The organism is Streptomyces sp. NPDC096079 (assembly GCF_040303145.1).
Lineage (GTDB): Bacteria > Actinomycetota > Actinomycetes > Streptomycetales > Streptomycetaceae > Streptomyces.
On the sequence record NZ_JBEOST010000012.1, the window covers coordinates 103,948 to 122,365 of the forward strand.

Genomic DNA, 18,418 nt, shown 5'->3' on the forward strand with positions numbered 1-18,418 from the left:
GGACCACCGACCGATGACCGACAACATCTTCGCGACCAGCGTGTTCTTCCGGCTGGCGATCGGCGGCAACGACCTGGGCGCCTTCAACACCTGCTCGGGGATGGGCGCCGAGGTCGAGATGGAGAGCTACGCCGAGGGCGGCAACAACGGCTTCACCTGGCAGTTGCCGGGCCGCGTTACCTGGTCGAACATCACGCTGACCAGGCCGGTCACCGCCGACACGGCGAAGATCGGGCGCTGGCTGGACGAGACGCTGCGGAAGGTCGAGCCGAAGGACGGCGAGATCGTGGCGCTGCGGCCGGACCGGAGCCGCATCATCAGCTGGCAGGTGTTCGGGATCGTGCCGGTGCGCTGGCAAGGGCCGTCGTTCGACCCGTCGAACTCGGAGGCCGCGCTGGAGACTCTGGAGATCGCCCACCAGGGCCTGGTCCCGAGCTGATCCCGGGCCCGTGCCCGTACGGCCGCCGTCCGCACGTCCACCCCTCCGAACCGTACGAAACCGTCCACCGCACCCTGCTTCGTCCCCGTCACCCCGGAAAGGAGTTCCCGGCATGGCCGCATCGGCTCGCGCCCATCGCGCACGGGCGCAGCTCACCCTCAAGGAGCCCCCTGCCTCGGTCGGGGCCAAGCCCGGCGGGACGATCGCCAAGCTCGACCTCCAGTTCAACCCTTCGACGCTGCAACTCGGCAAGACGACCGAGTGGCGGCGCTCGCCGTCCCGGATGGCGGGGCAGTCGGCGCTCCCCGAGTTCGTCGGCAGCGGGCCGCGCACGCTGAGCCTTGAGGTGTTCCTCGACGCCACCGCCAAGCACGACAACTCGGTGGAGCAGGCGGTGGAGAAGCTGATGAAGGCGTGTGTGCCGACCCCGGCGAGCCTCGGCCGCAAGAAGCCGGCCAGCCCGTGGGTGCGGTTCGAGTGGGGCAACGCGCGGACCACCTCGTTCGACGGGGTGCTGTCGAACCTCTCGGTGTCGTACACGCTGTTCGACGTGGACGGGAAGCCGCTGCGTGCGACCTGTTCGCTGTCCATCGAGGAGGCGAGCGTCGATCCACCGGGGCAGAACCCGACTTCGGGCTCGCGCACCGCGCGCAGCACGCACACCGTGGTGGCGGGCGACAGTCTGGCGATGCTCGCGTGGCGCGAGTACGGGGACGCGACGGCCTGGCGGGCCATCGCGGAGGCGAACGGGATCGACGATCCGATGGCCCTGGTCCCCGGCACCGAACTCGTGGTGCCGGGGCTGCGGGACGCGGACGCCGAGGAGGAGGACCGATGAGTACGTCCGACAGCGGTGGGCGGTCCTTCGCCGCCGATCCGATCGTGGAGGCGCCCGGTCCGCTGCCGCCGGTCTGGGCGGCGCAGCTGGTGAGCTGTGTCGTCGACGAGAACGTGGGCCTGCCGGACACGGCGCTGCTGACGTTCCGCGACCCCGACCACGAGTTCCTGCGGACCACCGGGATCACCATCGGCACCCCGCTGAAGGTGTCGGTGGTGACCGTCAAGGGCCAGGCTCGGGAGCGGCTGTTCAACGGCGAGGTCGTCGCCCTGGAGATCGACCGGGACCGCACGGGTTCGTTCACCGTCGTGCGGGCCTACTCGAAGGCACACCGGCTGCAGCGCGGCCGGAAGGTGGTGGCCTTCCGGAACATGACGGCGGCCGCGATCGTCCGCAAGGTGGCCGCGGGAGCGGGCCTGGCGGTCGGAAGGGTGGAGGCCGCGCCCGTGACGTACAAGCAGCTGTCCCAGGCGAACGTCTCGGACTGGGAGTTCCTCCAGTACCTGGCGGGTGAGAGCGGCGCCCAGGTGCGGGTGGACGACAAGGGCGTCCTGCAGTTCACGAAGCCGGAGAAGGCCTCGGGCGCGCCGGCACCGTCGACCTCGGCCACCCGCAGTCCCATGGTCCTGGAGTACGGGCGGAACCTGCTGGCGCTGCGGGCCTCGCTGTCGGCGGGCGACGGCGCGGCGAAGGTGCGGGTGCGTGGCTGGGACACCACGACCAAGCGTCCGCTGAAGGCGGAGAAGCCTGCCGTGGTGAGCGACACGGTGGTGCCGGGTCTGCGTCCGCAGGCCGCGGCCGCGTTCGGCGCGCCGGTGGTGACCGTGGCGGACACTCCGTACCGTACGCAGGCGGAGACGGCGGCGGTGGCGGACGCGACGGCCGCGCAGATCAGCGCGGGCTTCGGGGAGCTGGAGGCGCTGGCCGAGGGCAATCCGATGCTGCGGGCGGGCAGGCCGATCGCGCTCGGCAACGCCGGTCCGGCGTTCTCCGGCAAGTACACGGCGACGGCGGTGCAGCACGTCCTGGAGCCGCACGGCGGCTACCGCACGACGGTGTGGGTGAGCTCCAGTCCCGACCGCTCCCTGACCGGTCTGGTGACCGGCGCGAACGCGCCGGGCCGTGGGCCCCGGATGCCCGGTCTGGCGATCGGGATCGTCACGGACGTGCGCGAGCCGAACGGTTCGCAGCGCGGCGCGGTGCGACTCCGGTTCCCGTGGCTGGACGACTCCTATGTCACGGACTGGGTGCGGACGGTGCAGTGGGGCGGCAGGGGCGGCGGCGGGGTCGTGAGCCCCGAGGTGAACGACGAGGTGCTGGTCGGCTTCGAGCAGGGCCTGCTGGACAGCCCGTACGTGATCGGCGGCCTCTACAACGGGGTGGACCAGCCCTCCCCGCACGACGTACCGCTGATCGACAGGAGCAGCGGCAAGGTCAACCGCCGTTCGGTGGTGTCGCGTTCCGGGCATCGTGTGGAGTTGCTCGACGCCCGGGCGCCGGGCCCGTCCGGGCTGCGCCTGGTGACCGGTGACGAGCGTCTTGAGGTGCGCATGGATGACCGGCGCGACCGGATCGTGCTCACCGTCTTCGCCGGCAAGAACCGCCCGCTGAGTTCGGTGCGGCTCGACCGGGACGGCATCTCGCTCGACGCGCCGAACGGCACCGTGAAGGTGAACGGCCGTCAGGTCGACATCAGCGGCGCCGTCGGCGTCAGCGTCGACGGACGGTCGGTCAAGGTGTCCGGCAAGACCGACGTCACGGTCGACGGCGGTCTGCTCGCGGTGCTCAAGGCACGGCTCATCCGGATCAACTGAGTGCCGTCGCTCCCCTGCCCCTTCCCTGCTCACGTCAAGGAGTCCGAGATGCCAGCCGCGGCCCGTACGGGCGATCCCACCGACCACGGAGGAGCGATCGGCACCCCGCCGCCCGCCGCCGCGAGCAGCGTGGCCACGGTGCTGATCGGCGGCCGGCCGGCCGCCGTGACCGGAAGCCTGCACGTGTGCGTGGTGCCGCCGCACGCGGCGCTCGGACCCGGCAACGTGATCATGCCCAATCCGGCGGCCGCCACGACGGGACCGGTGCTCATCGGGGGGCTGCCCGCCGCCCGCGCCCGGGACCGGACGACCTGCGGCGCGACCATCCTGACGGGCGCGCCCGACGTCCTGATCGGGGGTGTGTGATGAGCGAGCGGTTCATCGGCCGCGGCTGGGGCTTCCCCCTGCGGGTGGGCCCGACCGGCGGCATCGTCCTGGTCGAGCGTGAGCGGGAGCTGGAGGAGGCGATCCGGCTGATCCTCGGCACCGCGCCCGGCGAGCGCCCGATGCGGCCGGAGTTCGGCTGCGGCATCCACGAGTACGTGTTCGCCCCGGGCGACGGCGACACCGCCGGCCGGGTCGCGCAGCAGGTGCGCGAGTCCCTGGAGCGGTGGGAGCCGCGGATCTCGGTGGACGAGGTCGTGGTGGCCTTCGACTCCGTGGACGAGGGCACCCTCTACATCGACGTGCACTACACCGTGCGCAGCACCAACGACCGGCGCAACCTGGTCTTCCCCTTCTACACGATCCCCTCCGAGGAGGGGGCCGAGGAAATGGTCGCGGACTGATGGCCCTCCCCTCCCCCAACCTGGACGACCGACGGTTCCAGCAGCTCGTCGACGAGGCGAAGCGCTACGTGCAGCAGCGGGCGCCCGAGTGGACCGACCACAACGTGTCCGATCCGGGCGTCACGCTGATCGAGACCTTCGCCTATCTGGTCGACCAGCTGCTCTACCGGCTGAACCGGGTCCCGGACAAGAACTACCTGGCGTTCCTCGACCTGTTGGACATCCGGCTGTTCCCGCCGTCGGCGGCCTCGGCCGAGGTCGACTTCTGGCTCTCGGCCCCGCAGCCCGAGACGGTCTCGGTACCGGCCGGCACCGAGGTGACGACCGCGACCGGTGACACGGAGGAGGCCGTGGTCTTCGCCACCACCGAGGAACTCGCCATCCTGCCCAGCGAGTTGATCACGCTGCTGACCGCGCCTCGGACCGGTGAGCAGACCGACCGGACCGCGGAGCTGGCCGAGCGGCGTGACATCCCGTGCTTCCAGGCCGCGCCGGAGCCGGGCGACGCGCTGCTGTTCGGGCTGCCGTCGGCGGTGCCGCGGTGCGTGGTCGTGGTGAATCTCGACAGCCAGGTGCAGGGTGTCGGTGTCGACCCGCGCCAGCCACCGCTGGTGTGGGAGGCGTGGGACGGCGGGCGCTGGCAGCGCTGTGAGACCGGCGAGGACACGACCGGCGGCCTCAACCGGCCGGGCGAGGTCGTCGTGCACGTGCCGGCCGGACACCGCGCCTCGCTGATCGGCGGCACCCGCGCGGGCTGGCTGCGCTGCCGGGTCACCGAGGCGGAGCCGGGCCAGCCGTTCTACTCGGAGTCCCCGACGGTCCGCGAGGCCTCCGTCTTCACCATCGGCGGCACCATGACCGTCGAGCACGCCGAGACGGTCACGGACGTGCCGCTCGGCACCTCGGAGGGTGTGGCCGGTCAGCGGTTCCGGCTGGGCCGGCCTCCGGTGCTGCTCGACGGCGAACCGCCGGTGGTGGAGGTGTCGTCCGCGGACGGCTGGCAGCGCTGGGCCGTGGTGGACCACTTCGGGCGCTCGGGCCCCGAGGACCGGCACGTCCAGGTGGACGCCACCACCGGTGAGTTCGGCTTCCCGCCGGTGCTGCGCGAGCCGGACGGCTCGCTCGGCGCGCGCGGCGCCGTGCCGCCCAAGGGCGCGCACATCCGGGTCGCCCGCTACCGCACCGGCGGAGGCCCGGCGGGCAATGTGGCGCGCGGCGCGATCTCCGTGCTGCGCAGCTCGGTGCCGTACGTGGCACGGGTCGACAACCGGGAGGCGGCACGCGGCGGGGTCGCCGGAGAGACCCTGGAGAACGCGAAGCTGCGGGCCCCGGAGGCCCTGCGCATGCAGGAGCGCGCGGTGACCGCCGAGGACCACGAGGTGATCGCCCGGCAGGCGGCTCCGTCGGTGGCCCGGGTACGGTGCCTGCCGGCCGCCCCGGGCGGTTCCGGCGGCGCCGGGGACGGCGCGGTGCGCGTCCTGGTGGTGCCGGACGCCGTCGCCGACGAGGGCGACCGACTCCGATTCGAGCAGCTCATCCCCTCCGAGCAGATGCTCGGCTCGATAGCCCGCGCGCTCGACGAGCGGCGGCTCATCGGCACCCGGCTGGTCGTGGAACCGCCGGTCTACCAGGGCGTCACCGTCGTGGCCCGGCTGTCCGCACCGGCCCTGGTCGCCGACCAGGTCCGGGAAGCGGCGCTCGCGGCGCTGTTCCGTCACCTCAATCCGCTGAACGGCGGGCCGGAGGGCAAGGGCTGGCCGTTCGGCAGGCCGGTGCAGTACGGAGAGCTGTTCGGGGTGCTGCAGCAGGCCGTCGGAGACGCGCTGGTGGAGGAGATCCGGATGTTCGCCGCGGACCCGATCACGGGCCGACGCGGCACGCCGGTCGAGCGGATCGACCTCCCTCTCGGCTCGCTGGTCTTCTCCTACCAGCACCAGGTGGTCGTCACCGCCACGGACCCGGAGGCCGGGGCGTGAGCCGGGCGGCCGTCCCCGGCCTGCCCAGCCGGCACCCGATCGGCGAGCAGCTGCCCGCGCTGTACCACGAGGACGATTTCGCGCAGCGGTTCACGGCGGGGCTCGACACGGTCCTGGCCCCGGTCTTCGCCACCCTCGACAACCTGGCGGGCTACTTCGACCCGCGGCTCGCACCGCCCGACTTCGTGTCCTGGCTGGCCGACTGGGTGGGCGCCTTCGACGACCCGCGCCGGCCGCTGGAACTGCGTCGCGAGGCGGTGACCCGCGCCGTCGAACTGCACCGCCTGCGCGGCACTCGACGTGGCCTGACCGAGGCGCTGCGGCTCGTCCTCGGCGTCTCGGCGGACGTCAGCGGCGACGGCGGCACCACCTGGTCCACCACCGCGGGCAGCGCCCCGCCGCCGCCGGCCGTGGACACCGTGCGCGTACGGGTCTGGCCGGGCCGCACGGCCGTGGTCGACGCCGACCGCGTCGAGGCCCTCGTCCGCACCCTGTGCCCGGTCCACGCGGTCTGCCGCGTGGAGGTCCTGCCGGGCCCACCAGCCGATCTCGAGCGACTCGACGAGAGTGATCCCCGTGCGTGACTGTCCCGTGTGCGGAGCGTCCAACGCCCCGACGGAAGACTTCTGCCACAACTGCGGCTCCTACCTGGGCTGGTCCACCGAGGGCCCGCCCGCGGGCCCCCGGAGCTCCGCGTCCGACGCCCCGAACCCCTTGGACGCACTGCTCGAACCGGAGCGCCCCGCGGGTCCGCGGGCCGTCGGCCCCGCCGCGTCGCCCTCGCCGGGGGCGGAGCGGGGCGGGACCGTCGAGCCGACGGGCCCGGTCGTCGCGGGGAGTCGCGACGAGCGGGCGGCGACACCGCCGCGTACGGGCGCGGGCGCGGGGGCGTCGGCCGGGGCGGGCACCACCACGTCGGCGGGGTCGGCCGAGGTTCCGCCCCACGTGCCGGACACCGACGGCCGAACGGCTACCGCGCCTCCCCCGGTGGCGAGCGTGCCCGCACCGACCGCCGCCCGCGACGCCGGAGGCGGGAACGCGCCCTCAGGGGGCCGGGCGAACGAGGTGGACGAGGTGGGCCCGGACGGACCCTTGTCAGGTACGGCGACGAACCTGGGGGCGGCCACGCCGAGCGGCGGGGTCCCGGTGCCGCCGCCCCCCGCGCAGCCGCACCCCACGACGCAAGGCCCCGGCCCCCGCCCCAACGGCGACGTCGCCAAGGGTGATTCCGACGACGCCCCACGGCCCGAGGGCCGAAGCCAATCGCGTCGCCCCGACGACGAGCCCGGGCCGGCTTCCGGGTCCACGTCCACGTCCACGTCCACGTCCACGTCCACGTCCACGTCCACGTCCTCGGTCGGATCCGGGCACGAGAACGCCGAGATGGCGCGGGCCGGGGCCGGTTGGCTTCGGCAGGTGGCGCAGCGGTTCGGGCTGGCGCCCGACGTGCCGACGATCACGCCACCACGGTTGCCCTCGATCCCCGGCATGCCGTCGACGTCGCTGGGCGATCCACGGTCGGACCAGGGTCAGGACGACGGTCGGCGCCGGGACGATGACGACGATGTCGTCGAGTCCGCGTCCCCGACCGCGGCCCAGTCCCCGTCCGTGCCCCCTCCGGTGCGCCCCGGCGTGCCGCCGCCCCCGTCAAGGCCCCACCGCCCCGCGACGCCCGGGCAGCAGCCGTCGGCGCCGGTCGAGGAGGGTTCGCCCAGGCCTGTGCAACCCGCGAAGGCGGTGGCCGCGCGGCCGGTGGTGCGGCCGGTGCCGGTGGACGAGGACGCGTCGGGTGCGCCCTGTCCGGTGTGCGGGACGCCGAACGCGCCCGGGCGGAACTTCTGCCGCACGTGCGCGGCGCAGCTGACGGCGGCGACGGCCTCGGAGCCGTTGCCGTGGTGGCGGACGGTCTGGCCGTTCCGGCGGCGGGTCCGCAGTGGTTCGGGGCGCTTCGCGCGGTTCCTGACGGTGCTGGTCGTGGTGCTCGCGCTGTGCGCGGGCGGTTTTCTGCTGCTGCCGGCCGGGCGGGCGCTCATCGAGGACACCCGGGACAAGCTGGGCAAGGCGAAGCCGGTGACGCCCGCCGGCGTGCGTGCGAGCGCAGAAGTGCCGGGGCACGCGGCGACCAGGACGACCGACGGGCTGACCAACCGCTACTGGGGTGCGTCACGTTCGGGCGCGTCCGTGACGTACGGCTTCGCGACGCCGTTCCGGATGGTCGACGTGATCGTGACCAACGGCGCTTCGGCGGAGCCGGAGGTGTACGCGACGCAGGGGCGGGCGCTGCGCATCGAGATGGAGGTGACGTCGAAGGACGGCGAGGTGGTGCGCAAGACGCTGAATCTCAGCGACAAGCCGGGCCCGCAGACCTTCCAGACCGGGATCAGCGACGTGGCCACGGTCCGGCTGACGCTCGAATCGCCCACCGGGCTGACGGGCGGCCGGCATCTGGCGGTGGCGGAGGTGGAGTTCTTCCAGCGCGGCTGAGCCGCTGCCGCGCCCCGCCGCGCAGGACTGGTGCGCCGCAGGGGGTCCGCGGGGCACGGCCGGACGCCCGCGTGGGGCGCCGGCCGGGCCGCCGCGATCACCAGGCGGGTGTCAGCATCGATGACGACCCGCCCCGTGGTCCGGAGCGCGTGCGGCCCCGACGGAACTACGGGAAGCTCACCCCGTACCGCTGCCAGGCGTTCCACGTCCCGCTGGGCTGGCGGTACTTCGACCACCAGTACCCGTCGGTGCCGATGACGCCGATGAGGATGGCGTCCTGGGTGAAGTGCTCCTTGACCGCCACGGCGGACCGGGCCTCCCCGCCCATCGACTCCCAACTGGACCAGCTGGTGCGCTGCGGGTTGGTCCAGCGCGTCCACACCGCCGAGTCCGTACCGATGACGAACTGCTGCAGTGAGCCGTTGCTGAATCCATGCTCGGCGATGGCGTAGTCGCAGTTGATCGTGACACCACCGAACTTGCAGTTCGAGGCCTCAGCCGGCGCCGTCGCCACCGCGAGAGCCGCGGCTGCGACGACCGCCATGATTCCGGCCTGGAACTTCTGGAACTTCACCACGTTCTCCCAAAGTCTGAGAAGGCCGGCCCGTCGACACGGGGCCACGCCTTGAGGACGGCCCTCATCGTGTCCCGCGCCGCTTGCGTCCCACTAACGCTTCTCTCACGCGTCACTACTGCGAGGAGTCAGTCGCAGTCCTCTGGGTGATCGCCCGCGCCCCCTTTGAGTACACGTACTCACGTCATGGCAGTCATACGGCGGCAAGAGTGGGGCAGAGCAAGCGACCAAGTGACTGGAGATCAGCATGCCCGTGTTCCCCACGACGAGCCGCCCCGCCCGTGCCCCGCACGCTGCGCGACTCCGTTTCGCTGCGGCCGCACTCGTCACCGCGGCGACAGCCGTGGCGCTGACGGGATGCGCGGGCCTCCAGTACGAGGAGCACATCTGCAGCAGCGGCGAGTACCCCGTCATGTCCGTCGGCGGCACCGGCTCCGCCTGCGTCTCGGACGGGCAGGAACCCCCGGCCGGCTTCGTGCGCTACCCCGAGGGCAAGGTGCCGCAGAAGGTCGGCGACACCTGGGACCTGTACTGGGACACCCATACCCTCGACAAGAACGGCAACATCATCGACGCCCCGAGCGCCGGCTGACCTGGCGAGGGTGGATCCGACCACGTCGTCGCCCGCCTGCGGACGTGTCGTGGACCGCCTCGGGGGCCCGGCGGCAGTCGCTCCCAGGAGGCCGTCCCTCTACCTCAGGTGCGGCGCGATCCTCAGGATGCTCTTGCCGAGCGTCCTCCCCTCCGCGAGCCTGCCCAGGGCCTCATCGAGGTCGGCCAGCTCGTACTCGACGGTCACATCGGGCCGTACGGTGCCCTCCGCGACCGCCCGCAGTGCGTGCCGGGCGCTGTCGGCGAGCCGTTCCGGGTGGGTCCGGCTGAGCAGGTCGCTGTTGTAGGAGAGCGCGGACCGGCCGCTCATCAGCAGTTCGTCGCTGTCGAGCGCGGCGGGTGCGGGGCCGCCCAGGGTGCCGTACATGGCCAGCCGGCCGTGCGGGGCCAGCTGTCGCAGGCCTGCCAGGCGGGTGGGGCCGCCCACTGGATCGAGGACGACGTCGAACTCCTCCTGTTCTGCTCGCCCGTCCGCGATGTCGGCGAACTCCGCCCGGGTGATCAGACGGTCGTACCCGAACCGGGCGGCGTAGGCGGCCCGTTCGGTGTCGCCGACCACGCCGACGATACGGCCCGCTCCGGCGGCCCTGGCGAACTGGGCGGCCATGGTGCCCACGGCACCGGCCGCCGCATGGATCAGGACGCGCTCGCCCGGCCGCACCCGGGTGACCGTGTGGATCAAGTCGTACGCGGTCGGGGTCGCCCAGCCGAACCCGGCGGCGGTGCGCGGGTCGAGCCCCTCGGCGTCGAAGGTGAGCGCGGCCGATGCGGTCACCACCTCCGCGAAGGCACCCCCGCCGGTGAGAGCGGTCACGGACCGTCCCAGCAGGGACTCGTCGGCACCCGGGCCGACGCCGACGACCCGCCCGGCGGCCTCGAACCCCGGCACGAAGGGCCGCGGCACCGGGAAGTGGCCGCGGCGCACGAGTACGTCGCCCCACTGGATTCCGGCGTGGGTGACGGCGATGGCGACCTCGCCGGGGCCGGGCACGGGCCGGTCCCGTTCGGTCAGGCGGAACCGGTCGTCGGTGTCGAGAACGGCAGCCTTCATGTCTCTACCCCCAGGTGAATCAGTATGCTGATACGCGCGGATGCACCGACCGTATGCGTCTCAGCATGCTGAGTCAACTAAGGGAGCTGATTAACGGTGACAGGATCGACGGCCGGCGCGGCCGCGCACCGGAAGGCCCAGACCCCGGCCGAGGACTACCTCTGCGGCCGCATCCGGCGTGCCGAGCAGGCCTTGATGGGCCACCATGAGGCCGTCCTGCGGGGCTACGGACTGACCATGACGCAGTACACCGTGCTGCTCGCACTCTCGGCCGAACCCGATCAGTCCGGCGCACAACTCGCCCGGGCCTGCGGCGTCACCCAGCAGACCATGGCCACGGTCCTGACCGGCCTGCACAAGAAGGACCTCATCTCCCGCACACCGTCGCCGGCCCACGCCAAGGTGCTCCTCACCTCCCTGACCGATCAAGGCCGCACCGTGCTGGACGACGCCTACCGGGAGGTCATCGTCCTCGAACGCGCCCTCGCCAAGGCGTTCGAGCCCGAGGAACTCACCGCTCTCTGCGCCCTGCTGGAACGCGCCACCAGCGTGCTGACCCGGCAGACCCCCCGCCGCCAGTAGACAGCGCTCCCGTAGCAGCAGGTGGGGGCGGAGGATACGGTCCTCCCCGTGACGCGGATCGACATCACGCCCGCGTCGCTTCAGGGAGGGAATTCATGCGTACACCCCTGTTCCGGCGTCTGGCCCCCACGGCTGCCGCGCTGGGACTCACTTCGCTCGGCCTGCTCGGCGCGGGCGCCGCACCCGCACAGGCCGCGGTGAGCGACTGCCCCACGGGGTACTTCTGTGCGTGGGCGAACACCGACAGCACGGGCTCGATGTTCAAGACGCAGTCGAGCAAGGCGACACTGGGCACGTGGGACAACAAGTTCCGCCTGATCATCAACCGCACGCCGGGTTTCGCCTGCACCTTTGACGAGCCGAACTACGAGGACGCTGCCGGGCGGTACGAGAACGACGGATATTCCACCAGCATCGCCAGCAGGTCCGTCAGCTCGGTGAAGGTCGTCCGCACGATCCGGGAGTGCGAGGGACCCGCGTACCCCCACTGGCTCGCGGAGACCTCGCCCAAGGTCGCCGGATTCGGCGACCTGAACGGCGACCGGAGGGCGGACGTCCTCGTCCGTGACCTGGTCGGACGCCTGTGGTTCCTGCCCGGCGACGGCAGTGGCCGACTGGTCGGCACGGGCGGCTGGAACGTCTTCAACGCCCTGGTCCGGCACGGCGACTTCAGCCGTGACGGACGGGAGGACGTGATCGCCCGCGAGACGTCCACCGGCAAGCTGTGGCTCTACCCCGGCACCGGGACCGGCGGCCTGGGCGCGCGCAAGCTGATCGGTTCCGGCGGCTGGAACGCCATGAGCCGGATCGCCGCGTTCGGCGACATGACCGGCGACGCGCGGGCCGACCTGCTCGCGGTGGAGAAGTCCACCGGCAAGCTGTGGCTGTACCCGGGCACCTCCACGGGCACCCTGGGCGCACGCAAGCTGATCGGCGCCGGCGGCTGGAACGGCATGAACGCCCTGGTGGGCGTCGGTGACATGAACGGCGACGGCCGGGCCGACCTCTACGCCCGCGAGGCGTCGACCGGCAAGCTCTGGCTCTACCCGGGCAAGGCCGCCGCACTCGGTTCGCGGGTCCTGGTCGGCAGCGGCGGCTGGAACGGCATGCCGACGATCATCGCCAACGGCGACTGGTCGGGAGACGGCCGACCGGACCTCATCGCGACGAGGGCCGACGACGGCATGCTGTACCGGTACGCGGGCACGAGCAGGGGCGGTCTCGGAGCGGGCGACTGGCTCGGCGGCGGCGACTGGCAGAATCTGAACGGCGCCTTCTGAGTCTTGCTCGAAGGGGCCACAGCCGGGCGGATCTCTTGGTGCGTGGGCGGGTTACGTGACGGGGAAGCCCTCGTTCGTCAGGATCTGGGCGGTCCAGCGGGTGAAGTATCCGTTGCCGGTCCTCCGCGCCAGCTCCATGGCCTGTCCGCAGACGGCTGTGGCCTCTTCCTCGTTTCCCGTGTCTCTGAGTGCCAGGCCGAGGATGAGCAGGGCCGCCACTCTGCCCTGCTGGTCGTCCGTCTCTCCGGCCAGGGCTTCCGCGCGGCGCGCGGCGGGGAGGGCCTGGTCCGGACGGCCCGACCGGTAGAGGGCGTTGGCCAGGGTACTCAACGCACGGCCCGCCCCGGCTCTGTGGTCGTTGTCGACGAGCAGGTCGATGGCCGGCTCTGCCGATGCGGCGGCCTGCTCGTAGTCGCCGAGCAGGAGGAAGGTATGGGCCAGCTCCGCGAGGGCCGTGCCCTGGCCGGCCGTGTCGCCGAGTTCCCTGAGGAGAGTGAGCGCGCGACGGTGGCCGGAGACCGCCAGGCGGTAGTCGCCGGACTCGAAGCCTTCCCGCGCGAGGCCGCTCTGGAGCCGTGCCTGCCCGGCACGGTCGCCGAGCCGCCCGTAGGCGAGCACGGCGGTGTCGGTGGCGGCCTGGAGGAAGCGCAGCCCTTCGTCGCGCCAGCGTGTCGCGTTGAACGTGCCCTCCGCGCGCGCGGTCCGGCCTTCCGTCGCCAGGGCACGGCAGAAGCGCTCAAGGAGTGCGCACACCTCCCGCCAGGACGCGGCTTCGTCGTGGCCCCCCTCCTCGGGTATGAGCTCCAGCGCGCGCGTGCATCCGTCGAGGGCACCGGTCATGCGGCCGGTGCGGTGCCGCTCCAGGGCGAGGCGGGCGCTGGCCAGGGCGTTGTCGAGGTGGTTCCCGGTGCGTCGTGCCGTCTCGGCGGCGGTCTCCAGCGAGCGCAGGCCGAGGTCCGCGTAGGCCTCGCCGAGCCCATACCGGCCGAACTCGGCAACGGTCTCGGCGATCTTCACGCACAGGTCGTACACGAGCCGGCCGTCGTGCTCCCCGAGCAGACGGTCTCCCTCCAGCACCGCGTCGAGCGCCTGGCGCAGGGCCTCTCCTGCGTCGTAGGCCGACGCCGCGTTCCATGCGGCGTCGACCACCTCGTACTGGAAACGCAGCATCTGCTCGGTCGTCTCGGCCGCCTCCTCCGGGCGGCCCGCCGCGGCGAGGGCGAGGGCCACGTTGTCCAGCGCCCACGTGTGGCCCGCGTGGTCGTCCGCCTCGACGGCGAAGCGCAGCGCCGACCGGGCGGCCGCTTCCCATTCCGTGGTCTGGCCGCGATGGGCGTGGAGCGCGACCAGCCCCTCCTGGAGGCGCAGGGCGCCGTCCCTGTCACCGAAGGTCGCGGCCATCGAGATGGCGGCTTGGAGGTTGGGGTGCTCTCGGTCGAACCAGCCCAGGGCCTGCTCGTCGTCGTCGAAGTGCGGGGTCGCCCGGCCGGTCCCGTGCCGCAGGATCCGGACCGCCTCCGCTGCCAGCGAGACGTAGTGGTCGAGCAGCCGGTTCGACGCCTGGTCCTGGTCGTCGCCCTCCTGGTTGAGGATCTCGATCGCGTAGGCCCGGATGAGGTCGTGCTGGCGCCACAGTCCCGCCCCGGCACGCTCGATGACGTGGGCGCGGGCGAGTTCACGGATCACCCCTCCGACCGTGCCGTCGGTGCCGTCGACGAGTCGGGCGGCGGCCTCGGTGCTGATGTGCGGGCCCGGGTTGAGCGGCAGCATCCGGAAGAGGCGGGCCTGGTCGGGTGTCAGGCGGCGGTACGAGAGGTCGAAGGCGGCACGGACGGCGCGTTCCCCGTCGTCGAGCACGTCGAGTCTGCTGTGCGCGCGGGCCAGTTCGTCCGCGAGCGCGCCCGGAGTCCGGTCGGGGTCCCGGGCGAGCAGGGCGGTCGCGATGTGCAGGGCCAGCGGCAGGTGTCCGCACAGTGCGCAGAGACGTGCCGTCCCGTCCGGGTCGTGCCGGACGCGTCGGTCGTGCGGGACGAGCAGGCCGAGCTGCTCCTCGACGAGCGTACGCGCGTCGGCCGGGGAGAGCGTTCCGAGGACGAGGGTGCGTGAGCCGCGGGCGCTGAGCGTGTGCCGGGAGGTGATGAGCGCCCGGTGTGCGCGGGAGCGTGGCAGGAGGTCGGCCACCTGGGTGGTGGTGGAGGCGTTGTCGAGGACCAGCAGCACCGGGCGGCCTTCGGCGGCGCGTTCGACGAGCAGCCGGTGGTACTGGGCTGCTTGCCCCCGCGGGTCGGTGTCGACCGGGTCCCGCCAACCGAGCGCGTGGAGCATGGGCCCGAAGACGTGATGGGGCATCACCTGGTCGGTGGGGTGCGGTGCGTACCCGTTGAGGTCGACGAAGACCGCTCCGCCCGGATACCAGCCGCGCGCGACGGCTTCGGCGGCGCAGGAGCGGGCGAGGGCCGTCTTGCCGATGCCGGCGAGCCCGGCGACGGAGGAGACGACGACCATGCCGGTGGCGCCGTGGGCCGGATCGAGGATGGCGAGGACGTCGCGGGATTCCTCGCCGCGGCCGACGAAGACGTCTCCCACCGCCTCGTCGGCGGGCAGGACGGGTTCGACGACGGCCGCGGGCCCGGCGGGGCCCGCGTGCTGGTGGATCTCGGACAGATGGAGGTCGCGTGCGGCCTGGTAGACCCGGCCGCCGCCGGTGGCCACGGCCTCCAGGTGGGGGACGTGCGGGGGGACGCCGGGGATCGCGGGGGCGGAAGCGGGCGGAGGAGCGGGGTTCGGGGGTGACGGCTCGCGCGCGGGCTCCGTTGCCACCGTCGCCCCTGTCAGTGCTCGGTGATGTTCATGTCGCGACCGGCCTGGTAGACCCGGCCCCCGTCGGAGGCGTGCGCCTCCATGTGCTGGGTGTCGACGACCTGGCCGTCGGTGCCCCGCGTCCCGATCTCGTCGGCCAGGCGAACCAGCCGGTCCATGAGCTCAGTGGTGAGTGCCGCGTCGGCGAGGAGCAGGTCCCGCAGCCGCGTCTGCCACACCTGGACCATCGCCTCGGTGACGTCGCTGCTGCCCTGTCCGTCGCCGACGAGCGTGTGCAGTCGGGTCAGGTCCCGCTCCACGTCGGCGGCCCGGTCGGGGTGCACCCGCTGCCAGAGGGCGACGACGCCGTCCCTCGCTTGCTGCCAGGCGTCGGTGGCCATGGCGCCGACGAGTGCCGTACCTGCCAGACCTGCTACAGCGATCGGATCCAACGCATCCCCCTCGACGCAACTCCGAACACCTGTCCCCTGGGTGCTCAGGATAGGGCCTCGGTGCCAGGAGTGCGGGGCAGTTCACTCCTCGGTGCTGGGTGCGTCTTGATGGTGTGGCCGACCGTCACGTCCAGGGGATGCCGAGGCTGTGCCCGTGGTCCTGGCCGTCGGCGAGGATGCGGTGCTATGTCGGGGAGGCGGCCGTCGGGCTTGGCGGCGGGCTTGGCGGCGGCGCGCGCGGCGGGGGCAGGTGGTGACGCTGCCAGTCCGGGGGCCCGGTGTCTGCGGCGACCGGCGGGCCGGCCGTGTGCCTCGCCGTCGGACGGGCGCAGGTTTGCGGAGCCGGCCGGACTCGCGGCACCCTGGTAGTCGAGAGCAGGTGCCGACGTGCACACCAGTGACGAGATCTACCACCGCGTGCTCTGGGACCCGCGGTTCGATCCCGAGCGGTTCGTGATCGGGATCGCGGAGCGCGGAGCCCCGCCGAAGCGTGTCCTGCTCGGCGATTTCGTGCCCGGCGGGGAGATTCCCTGGCACCGGGTCGTGTTCTTCGAGGCGGACGGCCAGGTCGTGTGGGACCGCGCCTCGGGCGTCGACCGGCTCGACGAGACGCTCGCCGGGCAGACCGGCCCCGTACCCGTCCCTGCGCCCGGCGACATCCTCGCCGTCTCTCCGACGAACCGCAGTGCCGTCGCCTGGCTGCCGCCCGAGGAGTTGTGGCCACCGATCCAGCACATACGCCGCACACACGACCGGCAGATCCGCCGCTGGCCGCCGCACGTCAACGTGCTCTTCGGCTTCGTCCCCGAGGGCGAGTTCCCCCGGGCCCTGCCGCTGATCTCCGCGGCACTCGCCGAGACGCCGCCGTTCACCGCACGCCTGTCGGGCGTCCACTGGTTCGGACACCGCGAGGACGCCACCGTCTGGCTCGACCCGGCCGCCGCCGGTCACGATCCTTGGGCACGGGTGCGGGAGTCCCTCGAACTCCGCTTCCCCCTGTGCGGATCACAGTCCCACGGCTTCACCCCGCACCTGTCCCTGGGCCGCACACCCGACCCGCAGGACCTCGCCCGCACGGCGGAAGCGCTCCTGAGCCCCATGTCCGCCCGGGTCGACGAGCTGGTCGTCCTGTCCCGCCGCGGCGACGAGCCGATGCAGGTACGAGCCCGTGTCGCCCTCGGCGACGGCGACATACGCCACCCGCACGAACCAGCTGCCTCCCCGACCGCCGCCCCTGAGCCACCACCACCCCCACCCCGGTGACTCCTCGGCCACGAGCCGGCACCTCGCCCGGTCAGACGGCCGTGTCCTCGCTGTCTGCTGTGATGCGCTCCCGGGCAGACGCCGCGGATGCCGCGTCCCCGTCGAGTCGTTGGGCCCGCAGTGCCGCCCGCGCCGCGGCGGCTTCCCGCTCGACATGGGCCGTCAGCAGCCGGATACGAGCTTCTCTCTCCGCGCCGGTCAAGCCCGTCAGGCCCAACCTGGCGTCACGCGCCTCCTGCGACACCGCACCTCTCCCTTCCACAGCCGGCCCCGGAGGTCCGCGCGCCCCACGGAGTGCGGTCGCCGAACCCGCCGGCCGGCAGCCAGAACAGCGATCGCCTCTCTACCGCTCGGCGCTGTCGTCCTCACCGTCGACCTCGTAGATCCGCTCTTGGAGCCGTTCACCGGCCCACTCCAGCCCGGCGCCCAGATCGAACCAGTGCCGATCCCTCCGTCCTCGGGAGGTACGTAGCCGTTCGGGTCGTCGATGTACGTCGGGTCGATCTCGGCGACGCTGCCACCGGGATTCCCGGCCGCCGCGGCCAGCAGCGCCGGCTCGTCCGGCATGCCTTTGCGTCGGCTTCGCGAACCGAAGAGGCCCACGTCCCCACCCCCACCGTCGGCCAACTCGTCGGCTCCGATTGTGCCGCAGCGGTCAGGACCGCATGAGGCGGGTGCGGCGGGAGCAGCCACGGCTTCGGCGCGGCCGCTGCTCGAACTAGTCTTCGCACCATGGCTTTGCGACCTGACGAGTTCTACGACCACGCGCTTGCGGTCTCAGACGCCGAGCAGCGGCTTCCACTGGCGCGGATGACCGGCTGGGACATCAGCCCGTTCGAGGAGGACGGCCTGCGCGTCTCGCCCTTGCGGCCACCCGTCCTGCCCGAGCCTGCACGGCACGGCGAGGATCCGTCGGACTGCGGTGCGTGCCGCGACCGTCGTGACGGCATCTGGTTCAACGACAACTGGCGGCTGACGCGGATCACGGGCGTCGGGGTGCCGCTGGTGCTCATGCTGCATCCGCTCGACCACCACGACATGGCCGACCTGCCCGACGAGCTGGCGGCCGAACTGGGCGTGCTGACCACGCACATCGTCCGTCACGTGCATGCCTTGGAGCACGTCTCGCGCGCTCACGTGTACCGGATCGGGGACGGTGGGGCGCACCTGCACATCTGGTTCTTCGCCCGGCCCGCGGGGCAAGCCCAGCTGTACGGTTCGTGGCTGCCGGTGTGGGACGACCTGCTGCCGGAGTATCCGGCGGATGTCGCGGAGGCGGACGCGGCGGTCGTCGCGGACGCGCTGGTCGCCTCCGCGGGAGGGCGCCGCCGGGCCGACGGAGAGACACCCGGCGGCTGATCCCCCCGGCCGGCCACCCGCTCGGTGATCGGGACATGCCCGGCCCGTACCCGGAACCGGCGCCGCCGGCGGGGCGGGGACGCCGCTGCGGGTACCCGGGGCCCTTG

The 18,418-nt window shown here is 72.8% G+C and carries 19 protein-coding genes; 13 read left to right on the plus strand and 6 right to left on the minus strand.

Translation table 11 applies throughout. The features are described 5' to 3' along the window. Window positions 1–13: 13 nt before the first annotated feature. The 7 genes from ABTY59_RS23870 to ABTY59_RS23900 all read left to right on the plus strand — a co-directional run bounded on the left by ABTY59_RS23870 (window position 14) and on the right by ABTY59_RS23900 (window position 6,439). On the plus strand, window positions 14–439 hold the full coding sequence (locus ABTY59_RS23870; RefSeq protein ID WP_352021036.1) for a phage tail protein: 426 nt from the start codon (window positions 14–16) through the stop codon (window positions 437–439). A 112-nt stretch (window positions 440–551) separates the two neighbouring features. Continuing rightward, a complete protein-coding gene (locus ABTY59_RS23875; RefSeq protein WP_352021037.1) occupies window positions 552–1,277 on the plus strand; it encodes a CIS tube protein in 726 nt (241 codons plus the stop codon). Continuing rightward, window positions 1,274–3,091: a VgrG-related protein gene (locus tag ABTY59_RS23880; RefSeq protein ID WP_352021038.1), complete on the plus strand. Its 1,818-nt coding sequence runs from the start codon at window positions 1,274–1,276 to the stop codon at window positions 3,089–3,091. The genes ABTY59_RS23875 and ABTY59_RS23880 overlap by 4 nt, the downstream gene beginning before the upstream one ends. A gap of 48 nt (window positions 3,092–3,139) precedes the next feature. Further along, a complete protein-coding gene (locus ABTY59_RS23885; protein WP_352021039.1) occupies window positions 3,140–3,457 on the plus strand; it encodes a PAAR domain-containing protein in 318 nt (105 codons plus the stop codon). Next, window positions 3,457–3,879: a GPW/gp25 family protein gene (locus ABTY59_RS23890; RefSeq protein ID WP_352021040.1), complete on the plus strand. Its 423-nt coding sequence runs from the start codon at window positions 3,457–3,459 to the stop codon at window positions 3,877–3,879. The genes ABTY59_RS23885 and ABTY59_RS23890 overlap by 1 nt, the downstream gene beginning before the upstream one ends. After that, window positions 3,879–5,855, plus strand: a complete 1,977-nt coding sequence (locus ABTY59_RS23895) for a putative baseplate assembly protein (protein WP_352021041.1) — start codon at window positions 3,879–3,881, stop codon at window positions 5,853–5,855. The genes ABTY59_RS23890 and ABTY59_RS23895 overlap by 1 nt, the downstream gene beginning before the upstream one ends. Next, on the plus strand, window positions 5,852–6,439 hold the full coding sequence (locus tag ABTY59_RS23900; RefSeq protein ID WP_352021042.1) for a phage tail protein: 588 nt from the start codon (window positions 5,852–5,854) through the stop codon (window positions 6,437–6,439). Before ABTY59_RS23895 ends, ABTY59_RS23900 begins: the two co-directional genes overlap by 4 nt. A gap of 60 nt (window positions 6,440–6,499) precedes the next feature. On the opposite strand, the gene ABTY59_RS23905 is transcribed toward ABTY59_RS23900, so the two are convergent. Together ABTY59_RS23905 and ABTY59_RS23910 are read right to left on the minus strand one after the other, a co-directional pair. Beyond that, a complete protein-coding gene (locus ABTY59_RS23905) occupies window positions 6,500–6,811 on the minus strand; it encodes a hypothetical protein (protein WP_352021043.1) in 312 nt (103 codons plus the stop codon). A 573-nt stretch (window positions 6,812–7,384) separates the two neighbouring features. Then, window positions 7,385–7,888, minus strand: coding sequence for a hypothetical protein (locus ABTY59_RS23910; RefSeq protein ID WP_352021044.1), 504 nt, complete (start codon window positions 7,886–7,888; stop codon window positions 7,385–7,387). On the opposite strand from ABTY59_RS23910, the gene ABTY59_RS23915 reads away from it, so the two are divergent. Further along, a complete protein-coding gene (locus tag ABTY59_RS23915) occupies window positions 7,830–8,339 on the plus strand; it encodes an NADase-type glycan-binding domain-containing protein (RefSeq protein ID WP_352021045.1) in 510 nt (169 codons plus the stop codon). The genes ABTY59_RS23910 and ABTY59_RS23915 overlap by 59 nt on opposite strands. A 166-nt stretch (window positions 8,340–8,505) precedes the next feature. Here the strand turns inward: ABTY59_RS23915 and ABTY59_RS23920 are convergent, their stop codons facing one another. Next, window positions 8,506–8,913, minus strand: coding sequence for a DUF8189 domain-containing protein (locus ABTY59_RS23920; RefSeq protein WP_352021046.1), 408 nt, complete (start codon window positions 8,911–8,913; stop codon window positions 8,506–8,508). 247 nt (window positions 8,914–9,160) lie between these two features. Here ABTY59_RS23920 and ABTY59_RS23925 point away from each other — a divergent pair, with 247 nt between their 5' ends. Beyond that, window positions 9,161–9,505, plus strand: a complete 345-nt coding sequence (locus ABTY59_RS23925; RefSeq protein WP_502995412.1) for an SCO0607 family lipoprotein — start codon at window positions 9,161–9,163, stop codon at window positions 9,503–9,505. 99 nt (window positions 9,506–9,604) lie between these two features. On the opposite strand, the gene ABTY59_RS23930 is transcribed toward ABTY59_RS23925, so the two are convergent. Continuing rightward, window positions 9,605–10,576 (minus strand): quinone oxidoreductase family protein, encoded by a 972-nt coding sequence (locus ABTY59_RS23930; protein WP_352021047.1) that lies wholly within the window; start codon window positions 10,574–10,576, stop codon window positions 9,605–9,607. Window positions 10,577–10,672: 96 nt separating this feature from the next. Here ABTY59_RS23930 and ABTY59_RS23935 point away from each other — a divergent pair, with 96 nt between their 5' ends. Beyond that, complete coding sequence (locus tag ABTY59_RS23935) at window positions 10,673–11,158, plus strand: MarR family winged helix-turn-helix transcriptional regulator (protein ID WP_352021048.1); 486 nt, start codon at window positions 10,673–10,675, stop codon at window positions 11,156–11,158. A gap of 95 nt (window positions 11,159–11,253) precedes the next feature. After that, entirely contained in the window at window positions 11,254–12,438 is a 1,185-nt protein-coding gene (locus tag ABTY59_RS23940; RefSeq protein ID WP_352021049.1) for an FG-GAP-like repeat-containing protein, read from the plus strand. Window positions 12,439–12,489: 51 nt separating this feature from the next. On the opposite strand, the gene ABTY59_RS23945 is transcribed toward ABTY59_RS23940, so the two are convergent. Together ABTY59_RS23945 and ABTY59_RS23950 are read right to left on the minus strand one after the other, a co-directional pair. Further along, entirely contained in the window at window positions 12,490–15,258 is a 2,769-nt protein-coding gene (locus ABTY59_RS23945) for an ATP-binding protein (RefSeq protein WP_352021050.1), read from the minus strand. A gap of 11 nt (window positions 15,259–15,269) precedes the next feature. Further along, entirely contained in the window at window positions 15,270–15,689 is a 420-nt protein-coding gene (locus ABTY59_RS23950) for a hypothetical protein (protein ID WP_352021051.1), read from the minus strand. A gap of 387 nt (window positions 15,690–16,076) precedes the next feature. On the opposite strand from ABTY59_RS23950, the gene ABTY59_RS23955 reads away from it, so the two are divergent. Continuing rightward, window positions 16,077–16,952 (plus strand): RNA repair domain-containing protein, encoded by an 876-nt coding sequence (locus tag ABTY59_RS23955; RefSeq protein WP_502995413.1) that lies wholly within the window; start codon window positions 16,077–16,079, stop codon window positions 16,950–16,952. 732 nt (window positions 16,953–17,684) lie between these two features. After that, complete coding sequence (locus tag ABTY59_RS23960) at window positions 17,685–18,311, plus strand: HIT family protein (protein ID WP_352021052.1); 627 nt, start codon at window positions 17,685–17,687, stop codon at window positions 18,309–18,311. Window positions 18,312–18,418 lie beyond the last annotated feature (107 nt).

Bases quoted from the DNA above. Each gene is read 5' to 3' on its own strand.
- ABTY59_RS23870 (WP_352021036.1), top strand. From the start codon at position 14: ATGACCGACAACATCTTCGCGACCAGCGTGTTCTTCCGGCTGGCGATC.
- ABTY59_RS23910 (WP_352021044.1), bottom strand. From the start codon at position 7,888: ATGAGCGCCCGCCCGGCCGGCAGCAGCAGAAAACCGCCCGCGCACAGC.
- ABTY59_RS23890 (WP_352021040.1), top strand. From the start codon at position 3,457: ATGAGCGAGCGGTTCATCGGCCGCGGCTGGGGCTTCCCCCTGCGGGTG.
- ABTY59_RS23960 (WP_352021052.1), top strand. From the start codon at position 17,685: ATGGCTTTGCGACCTGACGAGTTCTACGACCACGCGCTTGCGGTCTCA.
- ABTY59_RS23885 (WP_352021039.1), top strand. From the start codon at position 3,140: ATGCCAGCCGCGGCCCGTACGGGCGATCCCACCGACCACGGAGGAGCG.
- ABTY59_RS23925 (WP_502995412.1), top strand. From the start codon at position 9,161: ATGCCCGTGTTCCCCACGACGAGCCGCCCCGCCCGTGCCCCGCACGCT.
- ABTY59_RS23940 (WP_352021049.1), top strand. From the start codon at position 11,254: ATGCGTACACCCCTGTTCCGGCGTCTGGCCCCCACGGCTGCCGCGCTG.
- ABTY59_RS23930 (WP_352021047.1), bottom strand. From the start codon at position 10,576: ATGAAGGCTGCCGTTCTCGACACCGACGACCGGTTCCGCCTGACCGAA.
- ABTY59_RS23880 (WP_352021038.1), top strand. From the start codon at position 1,274: ATGAGTACGTCCGACAGCGGTGGGCGGTCCTTCGCCGCCGATCCGATC.
- ABTY59_RS23895 (WP_352021041.1), top strand. From the start codon at position 3,879: ATGGCCCTCCCCTCCCCCAACCTGGACGACCGACGGTTCCAGCAGCTC.
- ABTY59_RS23875 (WP_352021037.1), top strand. From the start codon at position 552: ATGGCCGCATCGGCTCGCGCCCATCGCGCACGGGCGCAGCTCACCCTC.